This is a genomic window from Tateyamaria sp. syn59 (assembly GCF_007995245.1).
Classification (GTDB): domain Bacteria; phylum Pseudomonadota; class Alphaproteobacteria; order Rhodobacterales; family Rhodobacteraceae; genus Tateyamaria.
Window position 1 is genome coordinate 148236 of the sequence record NZ_VCBA01000007.1, and the last position, 25304, is coordinate 173539.

Here is a 25304-nt window from a genome sequence, read left to right on the forward strand (position 1 = left end):
CCCATAACTGGCCTCAAAGACCGTGGACCAAGATCCGATGACAGACCCCGATAAGCTGAAGTTGGCCCGCCAATTCATTGAGGCCATTCCACATTCCCGCGACCTCGGCATGCAGCTGACGGAAATGAACGACGGCGTCGCCGTGATCACCATGCCCTACGACGAAAAGCTGATTGGTGATCCGGAGACGGGCGTGATCAGCGGCGGGGCGGTCTCGGCCCTGATGGACACGTGCTGCGGGGCGGCGGTGATGAGCCACCCCAAGAACCTCGCAGGCACGGCGACATTGGACTTGCGCATCGACTACATGCGGGCCGCCAAGCCCGGCCAACAGATCACTACACGCGCCACGTGTTACCACGTCACCCGCTCGGTCGCTTTTGTCCGCGCCACGGCGTATGACGAAGATGCTGAGAACCCTGTTGCGACCGCCACTGGCGCCTTCACGGTGGAGGGCAGCGCATGAAACGGCCCGAACCGGTGCAGGTCGTCAAGCAACGCCGGGACGCCGCCCTGCGCGCGCTGGTCGATGGTGTGCCCTACATCCAGTATCTCGGTGTCACCTTCGACCGGCGCGGGGATGAGCTGACAGGTGTGCTGCCCTTTGATGAGAAGCTGATCGGCAACCCGCTCTTGCCTGCGCTCCATGGCGGTGTGACAGCGGCGTTCATGGAGATGACGGCGGTCATCACCCTGTCATGGTCGTACCTTTGGGAAGACATCGAAAGCGGCAGCCTCGACTTCGACCCCAGCGGCGGCACGCGGATGCCCCGCCTGCCCAAGACGGTGGATTTCTCGGTCGACTACCTGCGTTCGGGCCTGCCGCGCGACGCCTATTCGCGGGCGCGCATCAACCGTTCCGGGCGGCGCTATGCGTCTGTCCATGTCGAAGGCTGGCAAGACAATCGCGACCGGCTGTTCGCCCAAGCCACTGGGCATTTCGTCATGCCGCAACGGCGCTAGCTTGGACGCCGACGACCCCAAGGCCGCACCCACGCCGCTGACCCACAAGCGGGTGCTCAAGATCGCGCTGCCCATCGTTCTGTCCAACGCCACCGTGCCGATCCTAGGGGCCGTGGATGTGGGCGTCGTGGGCCAAATGGGTGAGGCCGCGCCCATCGGCGCCGTCGCCATGGGCGCCATCATCCTGACCACGATCTACTGGATCTTCGGCTTCCTGCGCATGGGCACGGTCAGCCTTGTGGGCCAAGCGGCGGGGGCAGGGGATGACGATGAAGTCTCCGCCTGGCTCACCCGCGCGCTTCTGGTCGCCGCAGTGGGCGGCGCGGGCCTGATCCTGCTGCAAATCCCGATCTTCTGGGCGGCGTTCGAACTCTCTCCGGCGAGTGACGAGGTCGAAAGCCTGACCCGCGACTATCTCTTCATCCGCATCTGGACCGCGCCCGCCGCCATTGCTGTCTATGCCCTTACCGGCTGGCTGGTGGCCATGGAGCGCACGGGCGGGGTCTTCTGGGTGCAACTCGTGATGAACGGGATCAACATCATCCTGAACTTCGTGTTCGTGCTCGGCTTCGGCTGGGGCGTCGCAGGCGTCGCCATCGCCACCGTGATCGCCGAGGTGATCGGCGCGGCCCTCGGCCTGTGGTTCTGCCGCGCGGCCTTTGTGCGCCCGGCATGGCGCGACTGGCCCCGCGTTCTGCGCCGCGCGCAACTGATCCGCATGGCGCTTTTGAACACCGACATCCTGCTGCGCTCGCTCATGCTGATGATCATCTTTTCCAGCTTCGTCTTCCTCGGCGCGCGCTTTGGCGACGTGACGCTGGCCGCGAACGAGGTGTTGATCCAGTTCATGTACATCACCGCCTACGCCATGGACGGCTTTGCCTTTGCGGCTGAGACGCTGATCGCCCGCGCCTATGGCCGCCGCGACCCGGCCCGCGTGCGCCGCTCGGCGGTGATGACCAGCATGTGGGGTATGGCCGTGTGTTGTGTCACGGCGGGCGCGTTCCTGCTCGCTGGTCCGTGGCTGATCGACGTGATGGCCAAGGACGGGCAGGTGCAGGCGGAGGCGCGGGACTACCTGCTCTACATGGTCGCCGCCCCGCTCTTGGGCTGTGCGGCATGGATGCTCGACGGCATTTTCATTGGCGCAGGTCGCGGTCGGGACATGCGCAACATGATGGCGATTTCGTTTGTGCTGTATTGGCTCGCGGTGCTGACACTGTTGCCGGTGCTGGGCAATCACGGGCTCTGGGTCGCGATCCTCATTTCATTCGTCGCGCGCGGGGTGACACTGGGTGCGCGGTATCCGGCGTTGGAACGCGCGGCGGCCTGAGGGACTGGGGCGCTGCCCCAGACCCCGTCGTATTTCTGGTCAGAAGAAGACTAGAGCCAGTCTTTTGTTTCTGTGCCGATCGCTTCGGAGACCGACTGGAAGCCGTCCTGTTGCAGCTGAACGTCGAGGCCCTCGGCAATGCGTTTGGCAAGGCTGAGGCCGCCATAGACGAGGCCTGTGTAAAGCTGCACGGCAGAAGCCCCCGCCCGAATTTTGGCATAGGCATCGCGCGCGTTCGAGATGCCGCCGACGCCGATGAGGGGGGTCTTGGTCAGTGTGTGCAGCTTCGCCAGCACGCGCGTGGATTTTTCAAAGAGCGGTGCACCGGAGAGCCCCCCTTTTTCATTTGCATGTGCACTGCGCAGACCGTCGCGGTCGAGCGTGGTGTTCGTGGCGATGATCGCCGCGACGCGCGCATCCTCTGCCACTTTGGCGATATCGGCGAGGTCCTGATCGGTGAGGTCCGGCGCGATCTTCAGGAAAACCGGGATGTCACCGCGCACCTGCATCACCCCGTCCAGCAACGCCGCAAGCGCCATAGGCCCCTGCAAATCGCGCAGCTTTTCGGTGTTGGGGCTGGAGACATTCACCGTAGCAAAGTCGATATGCGGCGCGCAGTGCTGCAGCACCTTTGCAAAGTCCTCGGCCCGGTTTGCACTGTCCTTGTTGGCGCCAAGGTTCAGGCCCACCGGCACACCCTTAGGGCGCTTCGACAACCGCGCCGCAATCGCCTCCATCCCGTCATTGTTGAAGCCAAAGCGGTTGATGGCAGCAGCATCTTCGGTCAGCCGAAAGAGCCGCGGTTTAGGGTTGCCGGGCTGGGGCAGGGGGGTGGCCGCGCCCACCTCAATCCAGCCAAAGCCCGCGCGGCTGAGCGGTGCGATGGCCGTCGCATTCTTGTCGAACCCAGCGGCAAGGCCAAGCGGGTTGGGCAGGTCCATGCCCGCAAGCGTCGTGCGCAAGCGCGGGCTGGTTACGGGGCCGGGCAGGGCGGCAAGCGGCGTGTGCAACGCCTTCAGCGCCAGCCCGTGTGCGGTTTCGGGGTCAAGCTTGCGCAGCGCCCGCGTTCCGATGCGTTCGATGGCCTGTTTCATCCGAAGGTCGCGCCCCCGTCTGCCGGGGCGCAGCGGATCAGGCGCGACGTTTTCACTGCTGCCTGCCGGTGCACCACCGCGCGCTTGTAGTCCGGGTCGGTCACCATGGCGAGAAACGCGCCCGCATTCGGGTAGCGCGCGATGAACATGGCATCCCAAGCCTCCTCCGCCGGGCCGATCAGCGTCGTTTCAAACCCGCCGCGCCACGCGATGCTGCCGCCCACCTTCGCCAGAACCGGGCCGGACTGCTTGCCGTAAAGCGCATAGGCCTGCGCGCCCGTCAGCCCATCTCGCGCCAATTCGTGATCGCCGGGGTAATTCGCCAGATCGCGAAAGGCCACGAGGTTGAGCATCTCGATGGGCGTATCCCGCGGCAGGTTCTTGAACGCCTCGAACTGGTCGCGGGTCGGATCGACGTGGCTCATGCGTCGAACCCGGCGCCTGCGGGGAATTGATGCACGCCAGCCTCCAGCGGCAAGGGTTGCGCCCAGTGGACATCCGCCAGCCGTATTTCGCGGTAAAGATGCGGAAACTCGGCCCCGCCGCGCGACACCTCCCACTTCAGATCATCGCCCAAAGCGGCCGCTTCGACCGCGATTAGGAACAGGTCTTCCTCACCCGCAAAATGCTTGCCTGCCGTCTCCGCCGCCTGGCTGGCGGTCGAAAAGTGGACAAACCCGTCCTGCACATCAATCGGCGCGCCCGGCGTCGTGCCGTTTTCGCGCAAGGCCGCCCATTCCGGGGCACGGAAAATCTTGTAAATCAGCATGGGCGCGTGATGCCGATTGCCCCGGCTTTGGTCAAGTGCTGGTCAAATGCGCGCTGTCACCGAATTGTAGCACGGCTTCCCTAAGGAACCGCTTTGACTCGTGGCTCGGATTGCTGTCACGTAACCGTCATATTCAACAAGGGAGACACCGCATGACCCGACTATTGATGGGCACGGCCGCCCTGGCGCTCAGCGCCGGCATGGCATCCGCCGACTACACGCTGCACATCCTGCACACCAACGACATGCACAGCCGCATTGAATCGATCAACCGCTTCGATTCGACCTGCAACGCCGAGGGCGAGGCCGAAGGCGAATGCTTTGGCGGCGTGGCGCGGGTCAAATCCGCCATCGACGCCAAGAAGGCTGCACTCGACAACCAGAACGTGATCGTGCTGGACGCGGGTGACCCGTTCCAGGGCTCGCTGTTCTACACCACCTACAAGGGTGCGGCCGAGGCCGAGTTCATGGAAAAGATCGGCTATGACGCCATGGCCGTCGGCAACCACGAGTTCGACGATGGCCCGCCCAAGCTGGCCGAGTTCATTGACGCAGTGAGCTTCCCCGTCATCTCAGGCAACCTCGATCTGTCTGCCGAAGAGACGCTGAACGGCAAGGTCGAAAACCACGTTGTGCTGGAAGTGGGCGGCAAGAAGATCGGTATCGTCTCTGCGCTCGCTGTTGACACGGTCGAAACTTCTTCGCCCGGTCCCAACGTCGTCTTCCAGGACGAGATTGAGGCGCTGCAGGCTGACGTCGCCACGCTGCAGGGCGAAGGGGTCGATATCATCATTGCGCTTAACCACGTGGGTCTGAACAAGGACCTCGCCATTGCCGAAGCGGTCGATGGCATCGACGTGGTGATCGGCGGGCACAGCCACACGCTGATGTCCAACGACGACGCCGAAACGCCAGCCTATCCGACCATGGTGGGCGACGCGGCGGTGGCGCAGGCCTATGCCTACACCAAGTATCTCGGCCACCTGACGGTGACCTTCGATGACGCGGGCAACGTGACAGCGGCCTCGGGCGATCCGATGCTGCTGGATGCGTCGGTCGAACCCGATGCCGACTTCATCGCCCGCATCGCGGAAATGGGCGCGCCCATCGAAGAGATGAAAAACCGCGTCGTCGCTGAAGCGGCGGAAGCCATCGAAGGCGACCGGTCGGTCTGCCGGGCGCAAGAATGCCCCATGGGCTCGCTCATCGCTGACGCGATGCTCGCGCGCGTGGCCGACCAGGGGATCGAGATCGCCATCCAGAACGGCGGCGGCATCCGTGCCTCCATCGACGCGGGCGAGATCACCATGGGCGAAGTGCTGACCGTGCTGCCGTTCCAGAACACGCTGTCCACCTTCCAGGTACCGGGCTCGGCCATCGTGGCTGCGCTTGAGAATGGTGTGGGCCAGATCGAGGATGGCGCAGGCCGCTTCCCGCAAGTGGCGGGCATGTCCTATGCCTTCGATGCCGCAAAACCCGCAGGTGAGCGTGTCAGCGACGTCATGGTGGGCGGCGCGCCCATCGAGATGGACAAGCTCTATGGCGTTGTCAGCAACAACTATGTGCGCAACGGCGGCGATGGGTATTCGATGTTCGTGGATGCGGAAAACGCCTACGACTTCGGTCCCGACTTGGCCGATGTGACGGCGGAGTATCTGGCCGAGCAGGGGCCGTTCACACCCTATACCGACGGTCGGATCACCGCGAAGTAAGGGCCGGTCGGCGCAGGATACCTGCGCCTTACGATTTCAGGAAAAGGCGGGGGCCGGTCCCCGCCTTTTTCTTTGTCACTCCGGCAAGGCGGAAGTGTCTTCCGACTTACGGTTCGGCACACACTGCGCTACCGTATGGAGATGTGTGGACGATTTGCCGTAACCCTGCCGCCCGATGCCATGGCGCAACTCTTCAATGCCGTACCAGCAAATGACTTGCCCGACGTACCAAACTACAACGTCTGCCCGACCAATGCGGTCCACACGGTCACGCATCAGGACGGCCAACGGTGGCTTGCGCCCATGCGCTGGGGGTTTATCCCGCACTGGTACAAAAAGCCGAACGACGGTCCGCTGCTGATCAACGCGCGGGCCGAGACGATTGCCGACAAACCCGCCTTTCGCATGGCCTGTCGCGAACGGCGGGCAGTGATCGTGGCAACGGGTTTCTATGAATGGACGCGAGACGGCGATACGCGACTGCCCTGGTACATCACCCGCAGCGATGGCGCCCCGCTGGCCTTTGCAGCTGTCTGGCAGGACTGGCATATCCCCGCTGCGCCAGAGACGCGGCAACGCACTGCGGCCATCGTCACAACGGCAGCCAACAAGCCCATGTCCGCCATCCACCACCGCATGCCGGTCATCCTCGAACCGGACGACATCGGGCTCTGGCTGGGAGAAAAAGGCAAAGGGGCCGCCACGCTGATGCGGGCCGCCCCTGAGGATGCCTTGCAGTGGCATCGCGTGCCTGTGGCGGTCAACTCAAACCGGGCATCCGGCCCGGACCTGATCGAACCGATTGACGATTAGTCGAGCGGCGCCTCGCCAAAGCTCATCTTACCCTCGACGAGGAACGAGCCGTCCTCTTCCGACACCGCGTCCGCGTCGTAAAAGGTGGTCTGCGTGCCCTTTTCGACAACCATCGAATAGGTGGAATTGGGGCCGATCGGACCGACAGCCCATTTGCCATTCTTGGCAACGATGTTGTGATCGGTTTCGGTCAGGTTGACGAAGTTCACGGTGTCGCCGTCATCAATGTAAAGGATGGACGGGAAATAGGCATCCGGCAGGATCAGGATCTCGTGTTCGGCTGCGGACACGGCGGTCGCCGTGGTCAGCGTGGCCAGGACGGCCCCAATTTGCATCATGCGCTGCATGCCAGCACTCCTTTTGCTTCGGCCCCACCCGGAAGACAGAATCGTATATGCTGTTCATGGACGCCGATTGCGGCTGAATTGAGGCAGCGGCAGGGCCGGGCGGCGGCGAACGACATGGATGCCCCCGACCCGCAGCGGCGATGACGCATGGTCTTGCGGTGCCGTGCGCATTACATAAGGGTCAAATCAGGCGCCAGTGCGGCGCATCGGCCAAGGGAGACGCATATGAACATCGAGACGAAGATCCTCAAAGCCAAGGATGCCCCCGACCTCGGGTCGTTCGACTGGGCCGACCCCCTGCGCCTGTCTGACCAGCTGTCCGAAGACGAACGCATGATCCAGGCTTCCGCCCATGCCTATGCCCAGGAAAAACTGGCGCCGCGCGTGGTCTCCGCCTTCGCGGACGAGGCGACGGACCCCGATATCTTCCGCGAGATGGGGGATATGGGCCTGCTCGGTGTGACTCTGCCCGAAGAATACGGCGGCTTGGGTGGCTCCTACGTCTCCTACGGCCTCGTCGCGCGCGAGGTTGAGCGGATCGACAGCGGCTACCGGTCGATGATGTCCGTGCAATCGTCGCTCGTCATCTACCCGATCTACGCCTATGGCTCGGAAGAACAGCGCCAGAAATACCTGCCCAAGCTCGCCTCGGGCGAATGGATCGGCTGTTTCGGCCTGACCGAGCCCGACGCAGGCTCCGACCCTGCGGGCATGAAGACCTCGGCGAAGAAAACCGACAGCGGCTACGTCCTGAACGGATCGAAGATGTGGATTTCCAACGCCCCCATCGCGGACGTCTTCGTGGTCTGGGCCAAGTCCGAAGCGCATGGTGGCAAAATCCGCGGCTTCGTATTGGAGAAGGGGATGGCGGGTCTGTCCGCCCCGAAGATCGAGAACAAGCTTTCTCTTCGCGCCTCCATCACGGGCGAGATCGTGATGGACGGCGTCGAGGTGGGCGAAGACGCGCTTCTGCCCGACGTGCAGGGTCTGAAGGGTCCGTTCGGCTGCCTCAACCGCGCCCGCTACGGCATCTCCTGGGGCGCCATGGGTGCCGCCGAGTTCTGCTGGCACGCCGCCCGCCAATACGGGCTCGACCGCAAGCAGTTCGGCAAGCCCTTGGCCCAAACCCAGCTCTTCCAGAAAAAACTGGCCGACATGCAGACGGAAATCACGCTGGGTCTGCAAGCATCCCTTCAGGTCGGCCGCTTGATGGACGCCGCCCAGGCCGCGCCTGAGATGATCTCCATCGTAAAGCGCAACAATTGCGGCAAGGCGCTCGACATCGCCCGAGCTGCCCGCGACATGCACGGTGGCAACGGCATTTCAGGCGAATTCCAGGTGATGCGCCATATGGTGAACCTGGAGACGGTGAATACCTATGAAGGCACCCATGACGTGCACGCCCTGATCCTGGGTCGTGCACAGACCGGACTGCAGGCGTTTTTCTGAAGCCAGGACCGGGGGCTGTCTGCCCCCGGACCCCCGATCGTATTTTCAGTCAGAAGAAACGGCTTGGGCGTTTGACTTCGCGATAAGGTCCACGCCCATCTGGTGAAACAGGTCCATGTAGTCGAGCATGACCCAGTTTTCGGCAATCTGCCCGTTTGCGCATCGGTAGAAATCCATCACCCGCAGCGTGAGGTCTTTGCCCGTAGGTTCCACACCCAGGTAAGGCCCTTGATGCGTCATCGTCATCGACGGCCAGCCCGAGATGGCGGCGTAGTTGCCTTGTCCAATCCTAGCATAGTGATTGCCCCCCTTGCGGTCGGGAAACGCGGCGAGGAAGGGCGCACGGTGATCTTTCACAAACCCCGCCCAGCGGTGGTTCGACCCGATGCCGCCGGGCCCGTACCACAGCATGTCATCGGCCCAGTATCCGCCCTCTCCGGTCTGACCCTTGGAGGTGCCGGTTTCGGGATCGTAGATATGCAGATCGCCCAACATCGCTTCAATCAGGTCGAGGCTGGCCGTACCGTCGCCCGCAGGCAGGATCCCGTCATGGGTCGCAGGCCCGGGAAACAGCATTTCGGTGCCGAGCAATCCGCCAAACGGATCGCGCCCCGCCTGCCGCATCAGGTCCGGTAGGTCGAGGATGATCCGCGCCTCGATGATCTGGCCATTCTCGACCCGGTAAAACTCGCCCGACCGCAGAAAGGCGAGGCGATTCGACGGCGCAATGTTCCACAAAGGCGCAGCAAACGTGCCCGCATAGTGCGTGAATGCGGCAATCCACTGACCGCCGACCTCGCGCCTGTTGGCCCCCGCGATGAAAATTTCATCGCGCCGCCGGGCATGCGGCAGCGCAGCACGCAAAGGGGCGTATACTTCGGCCCAGGCATCGCCCGGCACATTCGCGGGATGCGAGAAATAAAAGGCGCAATCGGCCGAAAAACAGGTCTCGAAGGCCTGCCGCGCTGCAGCATCATCATCTGCCCAAAGCGCGTGCAATGTCGCGCGCAAAGCAGGAATATCGGAGGTCATGGTGGCTGTCCAAAGATGGTTTTGCACACGTGTGCAAAAAACAGTTGCCAAGTCAAAGCCCGGATGTCTAGCCTTATTCATCAACCTATGGGTCGGGGGTCCACATGGCAGAAATCCAACTGCGCAACATCAACAAACGGTGGGGCACGTTCGTGGGCGTCGACAATTTCGACCTGACGATCGCGGATGAGGAATTCCTGGTGCTGCTCGGCCCCTCGGGGTGTGGCAAGACCACGACGATGCGCATGATCGCGGGGCTTGAGGATGCGACTGAAGGCGATATCATGATCGACGGCAAGCGCGTCAATGATCTGGACCCAAAGGACCGCGACGTGGCGATGGTGTTCCAGTCCTACGGCCTCTACCCGCACCTGAATGTCTACGAAAACATCCGCTTCCCGCTGAAGGTCCGTAAGGTGGATCCCGCCACCCATGACGACCGCGTGCGCCGCGCCTCGGCCATGGTGGAGCTCGACGATTTCCTGCACCGAAAGCCCGCCGAATTGTCCGGCGGCCAGCGCCAGCGCGTGGCGCTTGCCCGCGCCATCGTGCGCGAACCCAACGTGTTCCTGATGGACGAGCCGCTGTCGAACCTCGACGCCAAGCTGCGCGTCTCGACCCGCGCCCAGATCAAGAACCTCAGCCACGAGTTGAAGGTCACGACCGTCTACGTGACCCATGACCAGATCGAGGCGATGACGCTCGCCGACCGCGTGGTGGTGATGAAGCAGGGCAAGGTGCAGCAGGTGGGCACGCCGACGGAAATCTACGACCGGCCCGCCAACACATTCGTCGCCAGCTTCATCGGCTCGCCTGCCATGAACCTGATGGAAGGGACGATGGCGGGCGGCACCTTCACCGGCGACAACGTCTCGATCAGCGGCCTCACCGCCCCCGACGGCCCTGCCACGCTGGGCTTCCGCGCCGAAGATGCCGCGTTGGCCGAAGCAGACGGCCAGATCACCGCCCCCATCTACACCATCGAGCTTTTGGGCGACGCCACCATGCTCACCGTCCGCGCGGGCGGGCAGCTTGTGTCGATCAAGGCGCACAAGGAGTTCAGGGCCGAGATCGGCGATACCGTGTCCTTCTCGGTCCCGGCAGAGATCTGCCACGCATTCGATTCCTCTTCCGGCGAACGTCTGGCCTGAGGAACCCGGCTGTGCGGGGGGCACCCCGTACGGCCCAACACCGGCCAGTGCAGACTTGCAAGATGCACTGGCGCAAAACGCAACAGGGAGTTTGCACATGTATCTGAAGAAACTGGCACTTGCGGGCGCCGTCTCGCTTTTGGGCAGCACGGCCTTTGCCGCGTGTTCCTACCAAAACGAGGTGCCGTTGAAGTCGCTGACCGCAGGCTTTGAAGCCTGGAAGGCCGTCACCGACGCCATGGCCGAGTGCGGCAATTTCCAGGCCGAGCTGGACCAGGAATTCCGCACCAAGCAGCCCGCCGCGTTCGAGGCGAACCCGTCGCTCTACCACATTGGCGGCGTGTCGAACGGCACCATCACACCTCTGCTGAACGCGGGCACAATCCGCCCGCTGGATGATCTGGTCGAGAAATACGGCCAGAACCTGTCGCCCAACCAGTTGATCCGCGTGGACGGTCAGATCATGGCCGTCGCCATGATGGTGAACACCCAGCACCTGATGTACCGCAGCGACATCCTCGCCGATCTGGGCATCGAAACGCCCAGCACATGGGACGAGGTGTTCGCCGCCGCCGAGAAGATCGAAGAGGCGGGCGTCGTTGACCACGCCATCGGCGCGACGATGAAGTCCGGTTGGAACCTCGCCCAGGAATTCGTGAACATGTATCCCGGCTTTGGTGGTGCGTTCTTCAACGCCGACAACACCACCGCCGTGAATTCCGAGGCGGGGATGAAGGCGCTCGACACCATGAAGCGCACGCTGGAGTTCACCGACCCGGAGGTTCTGGTCAGCGACTCGACCTATGTCCAGCAGCAGTTCCAGCAGGGCAAGATCGCCATGGCGAACCTGTGGTCCAGCCGCGCCGGTGCCATGAATGACGAAAACGAAAGCACCGTTGTGGGCAAGGTCTCGATGGCTGCTGCCCCCATGGCGATGGACGGCGGCGCGCCCGCCACCACGCTCTGGTGGGACGGTATCGTGATCGCAGCCAACATCACAGATGAGGAAGCAGACGCCGCTTTCCGTCTGGCGATGGAAGGCATGGATGCCGACATGGTGCAAAGCGCAAATGAGGCCGCCATCTGGCTGGTGCAGGGCTATGAGCCCGGCCCGCTGGCCGAAGGTGCCATCGCGACCGCAACCGCCAACCCGGCGCCGCCCGCGTACCCGTCGACCACACAGATGGGTCTGCTGCACACGGCGCTGGGCAATGAACTGCCTGCCTTCCTGACCGGTGAGCGCGGGGCAGAGGCGACGCTGGTCGCCATCGAAGAAGCCTACACCACGTCGGCCAAAGAGGCCGGTGTGCTCGAATAAGTCACCACTCGGCTGGCCGGGGTTCCCTCGGCCAGCCACTCACCTTGGGGGACAGATGACACGAGACTACGATCATATCGTTGTGGGCGGTGGCTCTGCTGGATGCGCGGTGGCCGCGCGTCTTGCCGAACGACCGGGCGCAAAGGTGTGCGTGGTCGAGGCGGGGCCTTCGGATCGGGATATCCGGGTCCGAGTGCCCTTTGCTCTCGTGAACCTTCTGGCCTCCGACCGTCGCAACTGGAAGCGGCAAACGGTACCCATGGCATCGGCAGGCAACCGACAAGTGTCCGTCCCGCGCGGCAAGATGCTGGGCGGGTCGGGCTCGATCAATTCCATGGTCTGGTTCCGGGGCACCCGCGCTGACTTCGACGTCTGGGGCCTGCCCGGATGGGACAGCGCGACAGTCTGGCGGGCCTTCGACGTGGTCGAGGCGCGGATGACTCCCGAGCGCTTGCCGCACCCGCACCCCCTGTCCGAAGCCTTTGGCCGCGTCTTTCCCGCCAACGACCCCCACGCCCCGCCCACACCGGAACGGCAAAGCGCGGGGGTGTTCCACACAAACATGAGGGGCGGCGCCCGCTGGTCGGCGGCTGATGGATTCTTGCGCCCCTCTGGAGCCGATGTCGTAACGGATGCCGAGGTGGACCATGTCACCTTCGATAACACCCGCGCTACGGGCGTCGTTCTGCGCGACGGTCGCACCCTGACGGCGCGCGCGGGCGTTGTCCTGTCGGCAGGCAGCATCGAAAGCCCAATGATCCTCATGCGCTCCGGCATCGGTCCGGGGGCTGACCTAAAAGCCGCAGGCATCGACGTGCGCATCGACGCGCCGGGCGTGGGCGCAAACCTACACGACCACCCCGGTTTCGGCCTGCATTTTAAAGGGCAGGGCTCGGGTTACGGCCTCACGCTCGGTCAGCTTCCCGCTTGGGCGCTGTCGCCCTTCCAATGGCTCCTGACACGTTCCGGGCGGCTTAGTTCCAACACCGTCGAGGCGGGCGCATTCTACAGCGTCACGGACAGCGACGTGCCCGACATCCAAACCCATTTCCTGCCCTTCCTAATGGGCTGGCAAGGCCGCGCGATCATCTGGGGATCGGGTTACTTCGCCGATGTCTGCCTGTGCCAGCCTCGCTCACGTGGGCGCTTGCGGATCGGCAAGGACCGCTTCCAACCGCTCATCGACCTCAACCTCTTCGGCGACGACTGGGACCTCGACATGATGGTGCGTGGCGTCGACCGCCTACGCGCGCTGCTTGATGCGGCCCCCCTCGAACACCGCCGCGCGCCCGAAGGCTTTCCCGGCACCCATATCACCGGCGACGCGCTCCGCGAAGTGATCCGAACGCGCGCAGGCACCGCCTACCACCCCGTCGGCACGGTCGCTCTCGGTGGCCCGCTCGATGCGCAGGGCGCGGTCAAAGGCGTGGACAACCTCTGGGTCGCGGACGCCTCGGTCATGCCGCGCATCACATCCGCCAACACCAACGCCCCATCCATGATGATCGGCTGGCAGATCGGGGGCCACGTCGCGGCCACCGCAGAAAGGACCCCTTCCATGTCCTACCGCATAGCTACTTGAGGACTGACACATGAAGTTCAAAACCTTCTTCTGGTTCGTGGCCCCCTCGGTCTTCATGATGCTCTTGTTCATCGCGGCCCCGCTGATCTCGGTCTTCATCCAGTCCTTCCAGATCACCCAGCCCGTGATGCAGCAGATCGAGGTCGAGACCTGCACCCCCGGCTTCCTCACCCAGACCTGCGTGACAGAAACCAAAACGGTCCCCGTCATCAACGAAGAGACGGGGCGCACCGAAACCACCACCGCCTGGGTCGGCTTCCAAAGCTACCAGAACGTGCTGCAAATGGACAAATTCTGGTCCGCCATCGGGTCTGGCAACTGGGGCGAGATCCTGCAGATCGACTTCTGGAAAGCGCTGCGCTTCACCCTGATGTTCACGCTCGTGACGCTGCCTTTGGTCATCGGCGTGGGTCTCATGATCGCGCTGGCTGTGAACAACGCCGCCAAGTCCCTGCGCGGCCCGGTGATCTTCGTGTCGCTGCTGCCCTTCATCATCACGCCCGTCATCGGCTCGCTGTCGATCTATTGGCTCTTCGTCGGCGATGGCATTCTGACCGCCACCCTCGAACGCTGGACAGGCCAGGACATTGCCATGTTCGCGCAGGCGTGGACGATTGAGCTGCTGATGTACTTCTACCGCGTTTGGCACGTGGCCCCCTTCGCCTTCGTCATCTTCTATGCAGGACTGCAAACGGTGAACATGGATACGCTGGAGTCGGCCATCATCGACGGCGCCAGCCGCTTCGAACGGCTGCGCTACGTGATCGTGCCACACCTCATGCCGCTGATTATCTTCATCGCGCTCATCCACCTGATGGACTGCTACCGTGTCTTCGACGAGATCATCGGCTTCCGCAGCCAGGCGCATGTCATCTCGCTGCAATGGCTGACCTTCGATTTCCTCACACCGGATGACGCAGGCAACCGGGCGATCAGCCGGGCCGCCGCCAGCGCCATGCTGACCATGGTGGGCATTGTGATCCTGCTGATCCTGCCGCTGCGCCGCACCTGGCGCGACCACAAAGGGGGGGCACATTAATGTCCAAAGCCACCGCACAGCCGCTGTCGCTCAAGCTTGCATCCGGCGCCTTCCTCGCCTTCTGGTGCCTGATCGCAGCCTTTCCCATTGCCTGGATCGCGGTGATGAGCGTGAAGTCCCCGCGCGATGCCTTCGATGCCAGCGCGTGGAACGTGATCACCGGACCCGCCACGCGGGCGGCGGGCAACGGGCTCAGCTTCCTCGACATTCTGCTGGGCCTGATCGTGCTGTACTTCGCGATCCGCTGGGCCTTCACAAAGCTGCCCCGGTTGGTCGAGCAGTTCTCGCCCCCCGGCTTCATCGTGCTGGGCTGGCTTGTGGGCGCAGCCGTCTACGGTCTGCTGTTCGTATTGATCTTCTTCGGCGCCCTGCCGGTCATCTTCGGCGCACTCAACAGCATCGCGGGGCCGCTGGGCACGCCGATCCTCGGCCTGACGACGGAACACTACGTGGCGGTCTGGGGCGAAAACCAGTTCTACCGCAACTTCATGAACTCGATGATCGTGACGGCTGGCGTCGTCACCGTCTCTCTCACCGTCGGTACGCTCGCGGGCTATGGCCTTGCGCGCTCCGGCTCGAACCTCGCCTTCTGGCTTCTGATCATCGCGCTTGTCTTCCGCGCGCTGCCGCACTCGGTGCTCGTGGCAGGCTACCTGCCGTGGTTCATCAACTCCGCCGAAATCCTGCGCCCGATCCTGGGTGACCTGGCGCCCACGCTCTACGGCCAACCACTAGCGATCATCGCGGTGCTTGTGGCGATCAACCAGCCCTTCACCATCTGGATGCTGCGATCCTTCTTCCAGAACATCCCGGCCGAGCTGGACGAGGCCGCGCGGGTCGACGGTTGTTCCCACTTCCAGGCCTTCCGCCGCGTGATCATGCCGGTCATGTGGCCGGGGGTGATCACCACGGGCCTCTTCAGCTTCCTGCTGGGCTACAACGACTTTCTCGTCACGGCCCTGCTGCTGGATGCGCAGAACCAGACGATGGTCCCGGCCATCGCGGGCTACTTCAATCGCGAAACCACCACGACCGACCAGGTCGAGGCGGTCGCCGCCGCCGTGTCCATCACGGCACCCTTGTTCCTTCTGGTTATGGTGTTCCAACGCCAGATCGTGTCGGGCCTGACAGCGGGGGCGGTGAAGGGCTGATGAGCAGTTCGTCGCGCACCTGCCGGATGCAAGCGCATCCGGCCCTCAACCGGATGCCACGGGATTTCATTTGTGCACGCGTCGTTTCCCAAGCGACGCGTGACACAGCACAAATGAAAGGATGATCCAATGAAGGGATCCCGCCCCGAACAAGCGGTCCTGACCCGCGACACTGACATGACCAAGACCGACGCAACGCGCGCCGTGATCGAGGGCATGGTGGATGGTCTGAATGACCACCGCATTGACGACATCGGCCAGTTCTTTGCCGAAAGCTTCCGCTGGATGGGCAACACCGGTTGTGGGACCAAGACGGGGCTGCAGGAATTTCAGGACAATTGGCAGCGCCCGTTCCAGGCAGCCTTTGCCGACAAGGTCTGCGTCGACGAGGCGCGGCTTTACATGGGCGAGTGGGCCGCCGCCTTTGGCCGACAGGAGGCCACCCATGCCGGTGAGTTCATGGGCATCGCCCCCACCGGTAAGCGGATCGAGATCCGCTACATGGATTTCTGGAAAGTCGAAGAGGGCCGCATCACCGACAACTACGTGATGGTCGATTTTCCCCACGTGCTCGCCCAGCTGGGGCGGGACGTTTTTGATGGTGAAGGCTGGGAAGCCTTCGACCGCGGCGACAAGACCCCGCCGCGCCCCGATGCATGAGGTGAGGACATGACAATCGAATATCTGAAACGCGGCAAGCCCGAGGCAGAGCGGGCCGAGGACGACGCCAAGACCCGCGCCATTGTCGAGGCGACTTTGGCCGACATTGAAAAGCGCGGGGATGCCGCTGTGCGCGAGTTGTCGGAGAAGTTCGATGGCTACAGCCCCGATAGCTTCCGCCTGAGCCAAGCCGAGATCGACGCGCTGATCGCCGAACTGACCCCGCGCGAGCTGGCCGACATCCAGTTCGCCCAGCAGCAGGTCCGGGACTTCGCCCAGGCGCAGCGGGACTCGATGCTGGACATCGAGGTCGAGACGATGCCCGGCGTGATCCTGGGCCACAAGAATATCCCCGTGCAGTCCGTGGGCTGCTACGTGCCGGGCGGCAAGTTCCCCATGGTGGCCTCGGCACACATGTCGGTCGCCACGGCCAGCGTCGCAGGTGTGCCCCGCATCATCGCTTGCACCCCGCCGTGGCAGGGCAAGCCGAACCCGGCGGTGATTGCCGCCATGCACCTGGGCGGCGCGCATGAGATCTATGTCATGGGCGGCATTCAGGCTGTCGGTGCCATGGCCATCGGGACCGAGACGATTGATCCGGTCCACATGCTTGTCGGCCCAGGCAACGCCTTCGTGGCCGAGGCCAAGCGCCAGCTTTTTGGCCGCGTGGGCATCGACCTCTTTGCTGGCCCGACCGAGACGATGGTGATTGCGGACGAAACCGTGGATGCGGAGATGTGTGCCACCGACCTGCTTGGGCAGGCGGAGCATGGCTACAACTCGCCTGCCGTTCTGCTGACGAACTCGCGCAAGCTGGCGGATGAAACAGCGGCAGAGATCGAGCGCATTCTGGGCATCCTGCCCACCGCTGACACCGCCCGCAAAAGCTGGGAGGATTATGGCGAGATCATCCTCTGCGACACCTATGACGAGATGTTGCAGGTGGCTGATGACGTGGCAAGTGAGCACGTGCAGGTCATGACCGACCGCGACGACTGGTTCCTTGAACACATGACCTGCTACGGCGCGCTGTTCCTTGGGCCGCGCACCAATGTCGCCAACGGGGACAAGGTGATCGGGACCAACCATACGCTGCCCACGAAAAAGGCCGGGCGGTATACAGGGGGTCTCTGGGTCGGCAAGTATCTCAAGACCCACAGTTACCAGAAGGTCACCACGGACGAGGCAGCGGCAGAGATCGGGGCCTATGGCTCGCGTCTGTGTATGCTGGAAGGGTTCGTGGGCCATGCCGAGCAGTGCAACCTGCGCGTCCGCCGCTATGGCGGGATCAACGTGCCTTATGGTGAGGGGGCCCCTGCGCGCGACGCAGCGGAATAGCCGTGACCGACCAGAACCAACGCAACAAGGCCACGGCGCTGACGCTGTGGGCAGCCTTGGATCGCGACCCTGAGAGTGCTGTGGCGCTGCTGCCCGCGCTTGAGGGGTGGCATGGGCCAGCGCCTGTGGGGATGCAGGGGACTGCTGACGGGATCATCGGTGCGCTCTTCGCGCCCTTGCGGGCGGCCATCCCGGATCTGCGGCGACAGACGCATATCTTCATGGGTGGCGCGTCCTCGGCCCATGAGAGTGACGAGGGCGACGGGGCGCATTGGGTGGCGGGCACCGGATACTATACCGGGCGCGCCACGGGGGGCGTGTTTGGCATCCCCGCTACGGGCCATGATTTGCGCATTCGCTGGGGCGAGTTTCTGCGGTTTGATGAGGCCGGGAACATCACCTATGCCCAGACGATCTGGGACTTTGTCGATTGGTTCGACCAGATTGGATTTCCCGCTCTGCCGCGCCCGCGCGGGGCTGCGCATGTGTACCCGGCACCGACCGCATATGACGGTGTTTTGACAGCCGTGCAACTGGAAGCTGATTCTATGAAATCAATGACTTTGGGGCGCGCGTTAATATTTGGCGGGCTCAACAGTTTTGACGAGAATGACCTGACCAGCATGGGCATGGCGCGGTTCTTTCATCCCAATGTCAAGTGGTACGGGCCGGGCGGCATTGGCGCCTGCCTGTCGCTGGCGGAGTTCGAGACGCGGCACCAGCAGCCGTGGCTGACGGCCTTTCCCGACCGCAAGGTGATGCATTTGGAGAGCCTGTTCGCCGAAGACCGGATGGTGGCCGCCTCTGGCCCGAAGGGCGTGGTGGGCACTCATGGTGGGACCTATCTCGGCCACGCGGCGACGGGTGCGCCGATCGAGGTGTCGGGTCTCGATTTCTGGCTGAGAACGGGTGAGCAGTTCACCGAGAATTGGGTGTTCGTGGATATGGTCCATCTGTTCCAGCAGATGGGCGTGGATCTGTTTGCGCGGATGCAGGTGCACGCATGACGGACCGGCATACCCATCACAAAGCGCTGATCGCGCCGCTGCGGGCGGCGCTTTATGACTACGACGAGGGCGAGCTGCGCGCGGTTCTGCATGAGTTGTGCGCGCCGGATGTGGTGTTTCGGCTCGCCTTTCCGTTCGAGAGTATCGTGGGCGTGGATGCGTTTGTTGACGCGGCGTTTGCGCCGCTGGCGGCGGCGATCCCGGATCTGGAACGGCGGGACCATATTGTGATGGCCGGACCTACGCCCGAGGGCGCGGATTGGGTTGGGTGTGGTGGGTATTATACGGGTACGTATGTTGCGCCGTGGCTCGACATCCCGCCGACCGGTCACATCGTGCATATGCGGTTCCATGAGTTCTATAGCTTCGAAGACGGCCAGATCGTCGAGATGCAGGCGCTTTGGGACATCCCCGAAGTCATGATGCAGGCGGGGGCGTGGCCGATGGTACCGTCCTTGGGACGTGAGTGGCATGTGCCGGGGCCTGCGTCTTGCGATGGGCTGGTGCCGGGGCCTTATGACGCGGAGGCGAGTGCGGCGTCCTGCCAGCACATCATCGACATGCTGACGCATATGAAAAAGCACCCCGGCGAGGGCGGGCCGGAGGTGATGGAGATGGAGCGGTTCTGGCATCCGAAGATGATGTGGTACGGGCCCAGCGGTATCGGGTCGGGGCGCGGGATTGCGGGGTTTCGCAACTGGCACCAGATCCCGTTTCTGAACGGGATGCCGGACCGGGGACAGTATGTGGATGAGATTGTCTATCATTTCTTTGGCGACGGGCCCTATGCTGCGGTCACGGGCTGGCCGAACATGTACCAAACGGTGACGCATGGCGGATGGCTGGGTCTGCCGCCGACGGGTAAGCGGATCGAGATGCGGTCGCTTGATTTCTGGCGGTTGGAGAACGGGTTGATACGGGAGAATTGGGTGATGGTGGACATGCTGCAGATGTATGACCAGATGGGCGTCGATGTGCTGGCGCGGATGCGTGAGTTCAACAAGGTGAGTGCGGGGTTTGACCCGGAGACGGGGAGAGCGGCATGAGCTTGCCGAAGACACCTTCGTTTGATCTGTCGGGCAAGCGGGCGTTGGTGACGGGTGCGTCGTCCGGGATCGGCTTGGGTTGTGCCGTCGCGCTTGCGGAGGCGGGCGCGCATGTGGTCTGTGCGGCGCGGCGGGCTGATGCTTTGGCGGACGTGGTTGGGGCTATGACTGAACAGGGGTGGAGCGCGGAGGCGCTGCAGTTTGATCAGTCGGACATGGGCGCAGTCGAGGCCGCTTTTGATCAGCCATACGATATCGTTTTGAACTCGGCTGGTCTGGCGCGGCATGGACCTTCGATGGAGACACAGCCGGAGGATTTCGACGCGGTTGTCGGCATCAATTTGAAGGGCGCATACTTCCTGTCCACCGCCGCAGCCCGTGCGCTGACTGAGGCGGGCAAGGGTGGTTCGATCATCCATATCTCATCGCAGATGGGTCATGTGGGCGGCATCGACCGGGCTGTCTATTGTGCCACGAAACACGGGGTTGAGGGCATGGTGAAGGCCATGGCCATCGAGTGGGGTAAGGCGAATATCCGCATCAACACGGTGTGCCCGACCTTCGTGCGCACGGCCTTTACCGAGAAGTCGTTTGAAGATCCGGAGCGCTATGCCTGGATCATGGACAAGATCAAGCTGCCCCGCGTGGCGGAGGTCGAGGACATCATGGGGGCGGTGCTGTTTCTGGCCTCGGATGCGTCAGCTATGGTCACGGGCACCTCGATGCTGATCGACGGCGGGTGGACGGCAGACTGATGCCCGACAAGGTGACAGCACTCGATGTGGCGGAGCGGGCGGGTGTGTCCCGCTCGGCCGTCAGTCGTGTCTTCACCCCCGGTGCGTCGGTGTCGAAGCGCACCGCCGATAAGGTGCGGCAGGCGGCGGATGATCTGGGGTATCGACCCAATGTGCTGGCGCGGTCGCTTATCACTGGACGGAGCCGTATTGTCGGGCTGCTTGTCGCCTATCTGGAGAACCACTTTTACCCCGAGGCCATCGAACGGTTGAGCCGAAAGCTGCAGGAGCAGGGCTATCACGTGCTGGTCTTTATCTCGTCGAACTCAGCGGACGATGCGGATGAGGTGATGCGGGAGCTGTTGGATTATCAGGTGGATGGGATCATCGCCGCCAGCGTCGGCATGTCGAACGACCTGACCCAGCGCTGCGAGGCGGCGGGCATTCCCATTGTGCTGTTCAACCGGGCGCAGGATGATGACCGGCTGTCTTCGGTCACGTCCGACAACTACCACGGCGGGCGCAAGCTGGCGGAGTTTCTGGTGGCCGGTGGGCACCAGCGCATTGCGCATGTGGCGGGATGGGAGGGTGCCTCGACCCAGCGGGACCGCGAGGCGGGCTTTGTCGCCGGGCTGGAGGCGGCGGGGCGCCGCCTGTTTGCACGTGGGGTCAGTGACTTTGACTTTGACACGGCCAAGGATGTGGCGCGCGAGATGTTTGCGGGGTCGGAGCGGCCCGATGCGGTGTTTTGTGCCAATGATCACATGGCCTTTGCCGTGATGGATGTGCTGCGGTTTGAGCTGGGCCTGAACGTGCCGGGCGATGTGTCGGTCGTGGGCTACGACGATGTGACCCTCGCCGCCTGGCCCAGCTATGACCTGACCACTGTGCGCCAGCCTGCGGGGCAGATGGCGGACGCCACGGTTGATATTCTGATGGACCGGCTTGCCGATCCTGACACCAAACCCCGCCGCGTCGCGCTGGATGGACCACTCATCCTGCGCGGGTCGGCCCGCATACCCAAAGGATGGACCTCATGAAGGGTTTTTCGAACCGGTGGAAGGACTTCCCCGACTATATCATCGGCATCACCAAGGAGATCTGGGAAGACCGCGGCATCGCGACCCTGCATCACTATTACAGCCCGGACATCGTGGTGCGGTCGCCTGCGTCGGTTGTCATTGGGAACGAAAAGGTGATTGGCGCCACCATGGCGACACTGGCCGAGTTTCCCGACCGGACGCTGCTGGGCGAGGATGTGATCTGGAGCGGGACGCCGGAGGAGGGGATGTTGTCCTCGCACCGGATCTTGTCGACGGCCACGCATATGGCGGATGGGGTGTATGGGCGTGCGTCGGGCAAGACCTTGCAGTACCGGATTATTGCCGACTGTCATGCCATCAATGATCAGATCAACGACGAGTGGTTGATCCGCGACCAGACGGCCATCGTGAACCAGATCGGGTGGGAGGCGAAGGCTTACGCTGCGGACCTGATCGAGCGCGAGGGGGGGATGGAGAATGCGGTGCGCCCGTTGTCGCCTGCGACGGATCAGCCGGGGCCGTACAAGGGGCGGGGCAATGACAATGAGTGGGGTCAGAAATATGCCGACATTCTGACGCGGATTATGGGGGCCGATATGGCTGTTATTCCGGGCGAATATGACCGGGCGGTGCAGTCGGAGTATCCCGGTGGTTTGACCGGACATGGCACGGGGCCGGTAGATCGTTTCTGGATGGGACTGCGGGCGTCGTTTCCGGATGCAACGTTTACCATCGACCACCAGATTGGGCGGGATGATGAGATGATGCCGCCGCGGGCCGCGATCCGGTGGAGCCTGCATGGCAAGCATGATGGCTGGGGGTATTTCGGCGCGCCGACCGGGGCTGAGGTGTATGTTCTGGGCATTTCTCATGCAGAGTTTGGGCCTTGGGGGCTACGCCGGGAATATGCGCTGTTTGATGAGACGGCGATCTGGAAGCAGATCTTGTTGCAGACCGGCTGAGGTCGCATTTGCATATTTGAGGAACAATGAAAGGTCAGGGCTGTGCGCCGCTATGACGAGGTGATGTTTACCGAGGCCGTGAAGGCACTGCAGGAGGCGGATGGGTCTGCCGATATGTATGCGCGCAGCTATGGGGCGCGGACCCATGCGCTGAACGCGGATGAGGTGGCGTTCATCACATCGCGTACGTCGTTCTACATGGGCACAGTGTCCGAGACCGGGTGGCCCTATATCCAGCATCGGGGCGGGCCTGCGGGTTTTCTGAAGGTGCTGGATGATCACACGCTCGGCTTTGCGGACTATCGCGGGAACAAGCAGCACATTTCCGAGGGCAACCTGGCCGGTGACGACCGGGTGTCGTTGTTTCTGATGGATTACCCGCGCAAGGCCCGGATGAAGCTGCAGGGGCGGGCGACGTTTGCGAAGGCTGACGATGAGCCGGCGCTGGCCGAGCAACTGGCGGTGGAGGGGCAGGGTCGGGTCGAGCGGGTGGTGACGATCCGGATTGAGGCCTTTGACTGGAACTGTCCGCAGTTCATCACGCCGCGTTTTGATGCAGGCGAGATTGCGCAGCTGGTGGCGCCGGAGATGGACAAGCTGAATGCGCGGATTGCCGAGTTGGAAGCGGAGAATGCTGCGCTGAAGGGGCAGGGATGACCGACATCTACCGCGCTGCCGAACGTCTGATGGGGATGCAGGACGCCGATTGGCGGCGTCATGCGAGCCCGTGGAGCGTTTGGACGCGGTTTTCTTGCCTGCCGCTGATGGTGCTGGCGATTTATGCCCGGCAGTGGATCGGGTGGTGGGCGTTGCCGCTCTTCCTGCTGGCCGGGGCGTGGACATGGGCGAACCCGCGCGTCTTTCCTCCGCCCGCCGATTTTGGCAGTTGGGCGTCGCGCGGCACCTTGGGCGAGCGCATCTTTCTGGCGCGAAACCGGTATGACGTTGCGGCGCATCATATCCGGGTGGCGCATGTGCTGACGGCGCTGTCGGCCATCGGTGTGCTGCCTCTGATCTACGGCCTGATCGTGCTGAACCCATGGGCGACCGTTCTGGGCCTGGTCGCCACCATCTTGCCAAAAGTCTGGTTCGTGGACCGCATGGTCTGGATCCACGCCAACATCACCAATTCCAAACCGGGCGATCCATTGCCCGATCCAACCCTCCCACATGAAAGGACCCCCACATGACCCCCGCCGAGATGGAGCCGCGCATTGTGCGCTACGGCGATCTGATGCCTTGCAAAACTGCGTTCATCGACGCGCACACGCCCGGCTCGGACCAGAAGGAGAACTTTACCATCATCGGCGGTGGGGTGTCGGAGTCGCCTGATCAGCATGTTCACATCTCGATCCCGCATGGGTTTAACATCGGGGCCGCCGGGCAGCCGCCAAAATGCCGGAACTCGCTGCACAGCCACCGCACGGCCGAGGTGTTCTTTGTCCTGTCGGGCCGCTGGCGGTTTTTCTGGGGGCGCTGGGGAAAGGCCGGGGAGGTCGTGCTGGAAGAAGGCGACATTATCAACATTCCGACCGGCATCTTTCGCGGGTTCGAGAATATCGGCACCGACTACGGTATGATCATGGCGATCCTTGGCGGTGACGATGCAGGCGGCGGCGTGATCTGGGCGCCGCAGGTGATCGAGGAAGCGGGCGCGCATGGCCTGGTTCTGGGCGAGAATGGCAGCCTTTATGACAGCAAGAAGGGTGAGAGCCTGCCTGATGGGGTTGGGCCGATGCCGTTGCTGAGTGCGGAGGAGTTGACGGAGTTCCCCGAGATGTCGCCGATGCAGGTCGTTGGCATGGGCGTGCGCCGGTATTGGGACATGGTGTGTCTGGCCAAGGACGCGCCCTGCAAGGTGATCGGCGAGACGGGGATTATTCGGGACAAGCCGGGGTTTGAAGTGGATCTGGTCACCCGCTCCAGTGCGTCCGATGACATGCACGCGCATGACAAGCCCTCGGTTCTGATGCCGGTGAAGGGGCATTGGAAGGTCACGTGGGAGGGGGATAGCACGACGCTGGCGCCCGGCGATACGATGAGTGTGCCGGAGAACTTGGCCCACAGCGCCGTGCCGTCGATGACGGGGGAGGCAGCACTCTATCACGTGGTGGGCACGGATGATCCGGCGGGGCCGACGTGGACAGGGTGACGGCTGATCCGGAGGACATCCAGGGCGTCTATGACCGTCAGGCGGCTGTTTATGACGCCCGGCGGTCTCGCGCGCTGTTCGAAGCGCGGTGGCTGGCGCGGTTTGCTGCCGCTTTGCCCGATGGGGCGCGGGTGCTGGATCTGGGCTGCGGTACGGGCGATCCGATTGCGCGGTGGTTCATGGCTGAGGGGTTTGAGGTCACGGGTGTCGACTTTTCGGAGCCCATGCTGGCGATTGCGCGGGAGCGGTGGCCCGATGGGGACTGGCGGCAGGCGGACATGCGGACGTTGGATCTGGGCGAGACCTTTGACGGTATCATCGCCTGGAACAGCTTTTTTCACCTTACGGCAGAGGCGCAGCGGGACTGTATCGCGCGTATGGCCGCGCATCTGGAACCCGGTGGCAGCCTGATGCTGACCGTTGGGCCAAGCGCAGGCGAGGCAGAGGGCACCGTAGGCGACGAAGCGGTCTACCACGCCTCGCTCTCGCCCGCGGGCTATGCCACATGCCTTGAAGAGAATGGCTTGCGCCTGACCGGGTTTCTGGCCGAAGACCCCGATGCCAACCAGCATACCGTGCTGATGGCGCGCAAAGACTGAAGGAGACCAG

The 25304-nt window shown here is 63.3% G+C and carries 27 protein-coding genes; 22 read left to right on the forward strand and 5 right to left on the reverse strand.

The window, feature by feature from the left end; genetic code table 11:
- The first annotated feature begins 37 nt into the window (after positions 1-37).
- Genes FD715_RS14875 through FD715_RS14885 form a run of 3 tightly spaced genes read left to right on the forward strand, consistent with a single transcriptional unit; the run spans position 38 to position 2296 of the window.
- On the forward strand, positions 38-466 hold the full coding sequence (locus FD715_RS14875; protein WP_147111284.1) for a PaaI family thioesterase: 429 nt from the start codon (positions 38-40) through the stop codon (positions 464-466).
- Positions 463-963 carry a PaaI family thioesterase gene (locus FD715_RS14880; RefSeq protein WP_147111287.1) on the forward strand — a complete coding sequence of 167 codons (501 nt, stop codon included), beginning with the start codon at positions 463-465 and terminating at the stop codon, positions 961-963. Before FD715_RS14875 ends, FD715_RS14880 begins: the two co-directional genes overlap by 4 nt.
- A gap of 1 nt (position 964) precedes the next feature.
- A complete protein-coding gene (locus FD715_RS14885) occupies positions 965-2296 on the forward strand; it encodes an MATE family efflux transporter (RefSeq protein WP_223274902.1) in 1332 nt (443 codons plus the stop codon).
- A gap of 50 nt (positions 2297-2346) precedes the next feature.
- On the opposite strand, the gene FD715_RS14890 is transcribed toward FD715_RS14885, so the two are convergent.
- The 3 genes from FD715_RS14890 to FD715_RS14900 are packed head-to-tail and all read right to left on the reverse strand — an operon-like array spanning position 2347 to position 4159.
- Positions 2347-3390 carry a quinone-dependent dihydroorotate dehydrogenase gene (locus tag FD715_RS14890; protein WP_147111293.1) on the reverse strand — a complete coding sequence of 348 codons (1044 nt, stop codon included), beginning with the start codon at positions 3388-3390 and terminating at the stop codon, positions 2347-2349.
- Positions 3387-3815 (reverse strand): DUF1330 domain-containing protein, encoded by a 429-nt coding sequence (locus FD715_RS14895; protein ID WP_147111296.1) that lies wholly within the window; start codon positions 3813-3815, stop codon positions 3387-3389. The genes FD715_RS14890 and FD715_RS14895 overlap by 4 nt, the downstream gene beginning before the upstream one ends.
- The gene (locus FD715_RS14900) at positions 3812-4159 is read right to left on the reverse strand and encodes a DUF952 domain-containing protein (RefSeq protein ID WP_147111299.1); all 348 of its coding nucleotides are present in this window, start codon (positions 4157-4159) and stop codon (positions 3812-3814) included. The genes FD715_RS14895 and FD715_RS14900 overlap by 4 nt, the downstream gene beginning before the upstream one ends.
- Before the next feature lie 152 nt (positions 4160-4311).
- Here FD715_RS14900 and FD715_RS14905 point away from each other — a divergent pair, with 152 nt between their 5' ends.
- Together FD715_RS14905 and FD715_RS14910 are read left to right on the forward strand one after the other, a co-directional pair.
- Positions 4312-5871: a bifunctional UDP-sugar hydrolase/5'-nucleotidase gene (locus FD715_RS14905; protein WP_147111302.1), complete on the forward strand. Its 1560-nt coding sequence runs from the start codon at positions 4312-4314 to the stop codon at positions 5869-5871.
- 141 nt (positions 5872-6012) lie between these two features.
- On the forward strand, positions 6013-6684 hold the full coding sequence (locus tag FD715_RS14910) for an SOS response-associated peptidase (RefSeq protein ID WP_147111305.1): 672 nt from the start codon (positions 6013-6015) through the stop codon (positions 6682-6684).
- Here the strand turns inward: FD715_RS14910 and FD715_RS14915 are convergent.
- Positions 6681-7031: a hypothetical protein gene (locus FD715_RS14915; protein ID WP_147111308.1), complete on the reverse strand. Its 351-nt coding sequence runs from the start codon at positions 7029-7031 to the stop codon at positions 6681-6683. The genes FD715_RS14910 and FD715_RS14915 overlap by 4 nt on opposite strands.
- A gap of 225 nt (positions 7032-7256) precedes the next feature.
- Here FD715_RS14915 and FD715_RS14920 point away from each other — a divergent pair, with 225 nt between their 5' ends.
- A complete protein-coding gene (locus tag FD715_RS14920) occupies positions 7257-8480 on the forward strand; it encodes an acyl-CoA dehydrogenase (RefSeq protein WP_147111312.1) in 1224 nt (407 codons plus the stop codon).
- Between the two features lie 45 nt (positions 8481-8525).
- On the opposite strand, the gene FD715_RS14925 is transcribed toward FD715_RS14920, so the two are convergent.
- The gene (locus FD715_RS14925; protein ID WP_147111315.1) at positions 8526-9512 is read right to left on the reverse strand and encodes an ester cyclase; all 987 of its coding nucleotides are present in this window, start codon (positions 9510-9512) and stop codon (positions 8526-8528) included.
- 104 nt (positions 9513-9616) lie between these two features.
- Here FD715_RS14925 and FD715_RS14930 point away from each other — a divergent pair, with 104 nt between their 5' ends.
- The 16 genes from FD715_RS14930 to FD715_RS15005 all read left to right on the forward strand — a co-directional run bounded on the left by FD715_RS14930 (position 9617) and on the right by FD715_RS15005 (position 25294).
- Entirely contained in the window at positions 9617-10663 is a 1047-nt protein-coding gene (locus FD715_RS14930) for an ABC transporter ATP-binding protein (protein ID WP_147111318.1), read from the forward strand.
- A gap of 97 nt (positions 10664-10760) precedes the next feature.
- On the forward strand, positions 10761-11981 hold the full coding sequence (locus FD715_RS14935) for an ABC transporter substrate-binding protein (RefSeq protein WP_147111323.1): 1221 nt from the start codon (positions 10761-10763) through the stop codon (positions 11979-11981).
- 55 nt (positions 11982-12036) lie between these two features.
- On the forward strand, positions 12037-13563 hold the full coding sequence (locus FD715_RS14940; protein WP_147111326.1) for a GMC family oxidoreductase: 1527 nt from the start codon (positions 12037-12039) through the stop codon (positions 13561-13563).
- 10 nt (positions 13564-13573) lie between these two features.
- Positions 13574-14602, forward strand: a complete 1029-nt coding sequence (locus FD715_RS14945) for a carbohydrate ABC transporter permease (RefSeq protein ID WP_147111330.1) — start codon at positions 13574-13576, stop codon at positions 14600-14602.
- Positions 14602-15753 (forward strand): carbohydrate ABC transporter permease, encoded by a 1152-nt coding sequence (locus FD715_RS14950; RefSeq protein WP_147111333.1) that lies wholly within the window; start codon positions 14602-14604, stop codon positions 15751-15753. Before FD715_RS14945 ends, FD715_RS14950 begins: the two co-directional genes overlap by 1 nt.
- Positions 15754-15882: 129 nt before the next feature.
- On the forward strand, positions 15883-16413 hold the full coding sequence (locus FD715_RS14955; protein ID WP_147111336.1) for an ester cyclase: 531 nt from the start codon (positions 15883-15885) through the stop codon (positions 16411-16413).
- Between the two features lie 9 nt (positions 16414-16422).
- Positions 16423-17751, forward strand: a complete 1329-nt coding sequence (gene hisD, locus FD715_RS14960; RefSeq protein WP_147111339.1) for a histidinol dehydrogenase — start codon at positions 16423-16425, stop codon at positions 17749-17751.
- Positions 17752-17753: 2 nt separating this feature from the next.
- Positions 17754-18758 (forward strand): ester cyclase, encoded by a 1005-nt coding sequence (locus tag FD715_RS14965; RefSeq protein WP_147111342.1) that lies wholly within the window; start codon positions 17754-17756, stop codon positions 18756-18758.
- Positions 18755-19804 (forward strand): ester cyclase, encoded by a 1050-nt coding sequence (locus FD715_RS14970; protein ID WP_147111345.1) that lies wholly within the window; start codon positions 18755-18757, stop codon positions 19802-19804. The genes FD715_RS14965 and FD715_RS14970 overlap by 4 nt, the downstream gene beginning before the upstream one ends.
- Entirely contained in the window at positions 19801-20559 is a 759-nt protein-coding gene (locus FD715_RS14975; protein ID WP_147111348.1) for an SDR family NAD(P)-dependent oxidoreductase, read from the forward strand. Before FD715_RS14970 ends, FD715_RS14975 begins: the two co-directional genes overlap by 4 nt.
- Positions 20559-21578, forward strand: coding sequence for a LacI family DNA-binding transcriptional regulator (locus FD715_RS14980; protein WP_147111351.1), 1020 nt, complete (start codon positions 20559-20561; stop codon positions 21576-21578). The genes FD715_RS14975 and FD715_RS14980 overlap by 1 nt, the downstream gene beginning before the upstream one ends.
- The gene (locus FD715_RS14985; RefSeq protein ID WP_147111354.1) at positions 21575-22543 is read left to right on the forward strand and encodes an ester cyclase; all 969 of its coding nucleotides are present in this window, start codon (positions 21575-21577) and stop codon (positions 22541-22543) included. The genes FD715_RS14980 and FD715_RS14985 overlap by 4 nt, the downstream gene beginning before the upstream one ends.
- A 42-nt stretch (positions 22544-22585) precedes the next feature.
- Complete coding sequence (locus FD715_RS22995; protein ID WP_304649940.1) at positions 22586-23200, forward strand: pyridoxamine 5'-phosphate oxidase family protein; 615 nt, start codon at positions 22586-22588, stop codon at positions 23198-23200.
- The gene (locus FD715_RS14995) at positions 23197-23733 is read left to right on the forward strand and encodes a DUF6653 family protein (RefSeq protein WP_147111357.1); all 537 of its coding nucleotides are present in this window, start codon (positions 23197-23199) and stop codon (positions 23731-23733) included. The genes FD715_RS22995 and FD715_RS14995 overlap by 4 nt, the downstream gene beginning before the upstream one ends.
- A complete protein-coding gene (locus tag FD715_RS15000) occupies positions 23730-24695 on the forward strand; it encodes a cupin domain-containing protein (protein WP_147111360.1) in 966 nt (321 codons plus the stop codon). Before FD715_RS14995 ends, FD715_RS15000 begins: the two co-directional genes overlap by 4 nt.
- Entirely contained in the window at positions 24683-25294 is a 612-nt protein-coding gene (locus tag FD715_RS15005; RefSeq protein WP_147111364.1) for a class I SAM-dependent methyltransferase, read from the forward strand. The genes FD715_RS15000 and FD715_RS15005 overlap by 13 nt, the downstream gene beginning before the upstream one ends.
- The last annotated feature ends 10 nt before the right edge of the window (positions 25295-25304 follow it).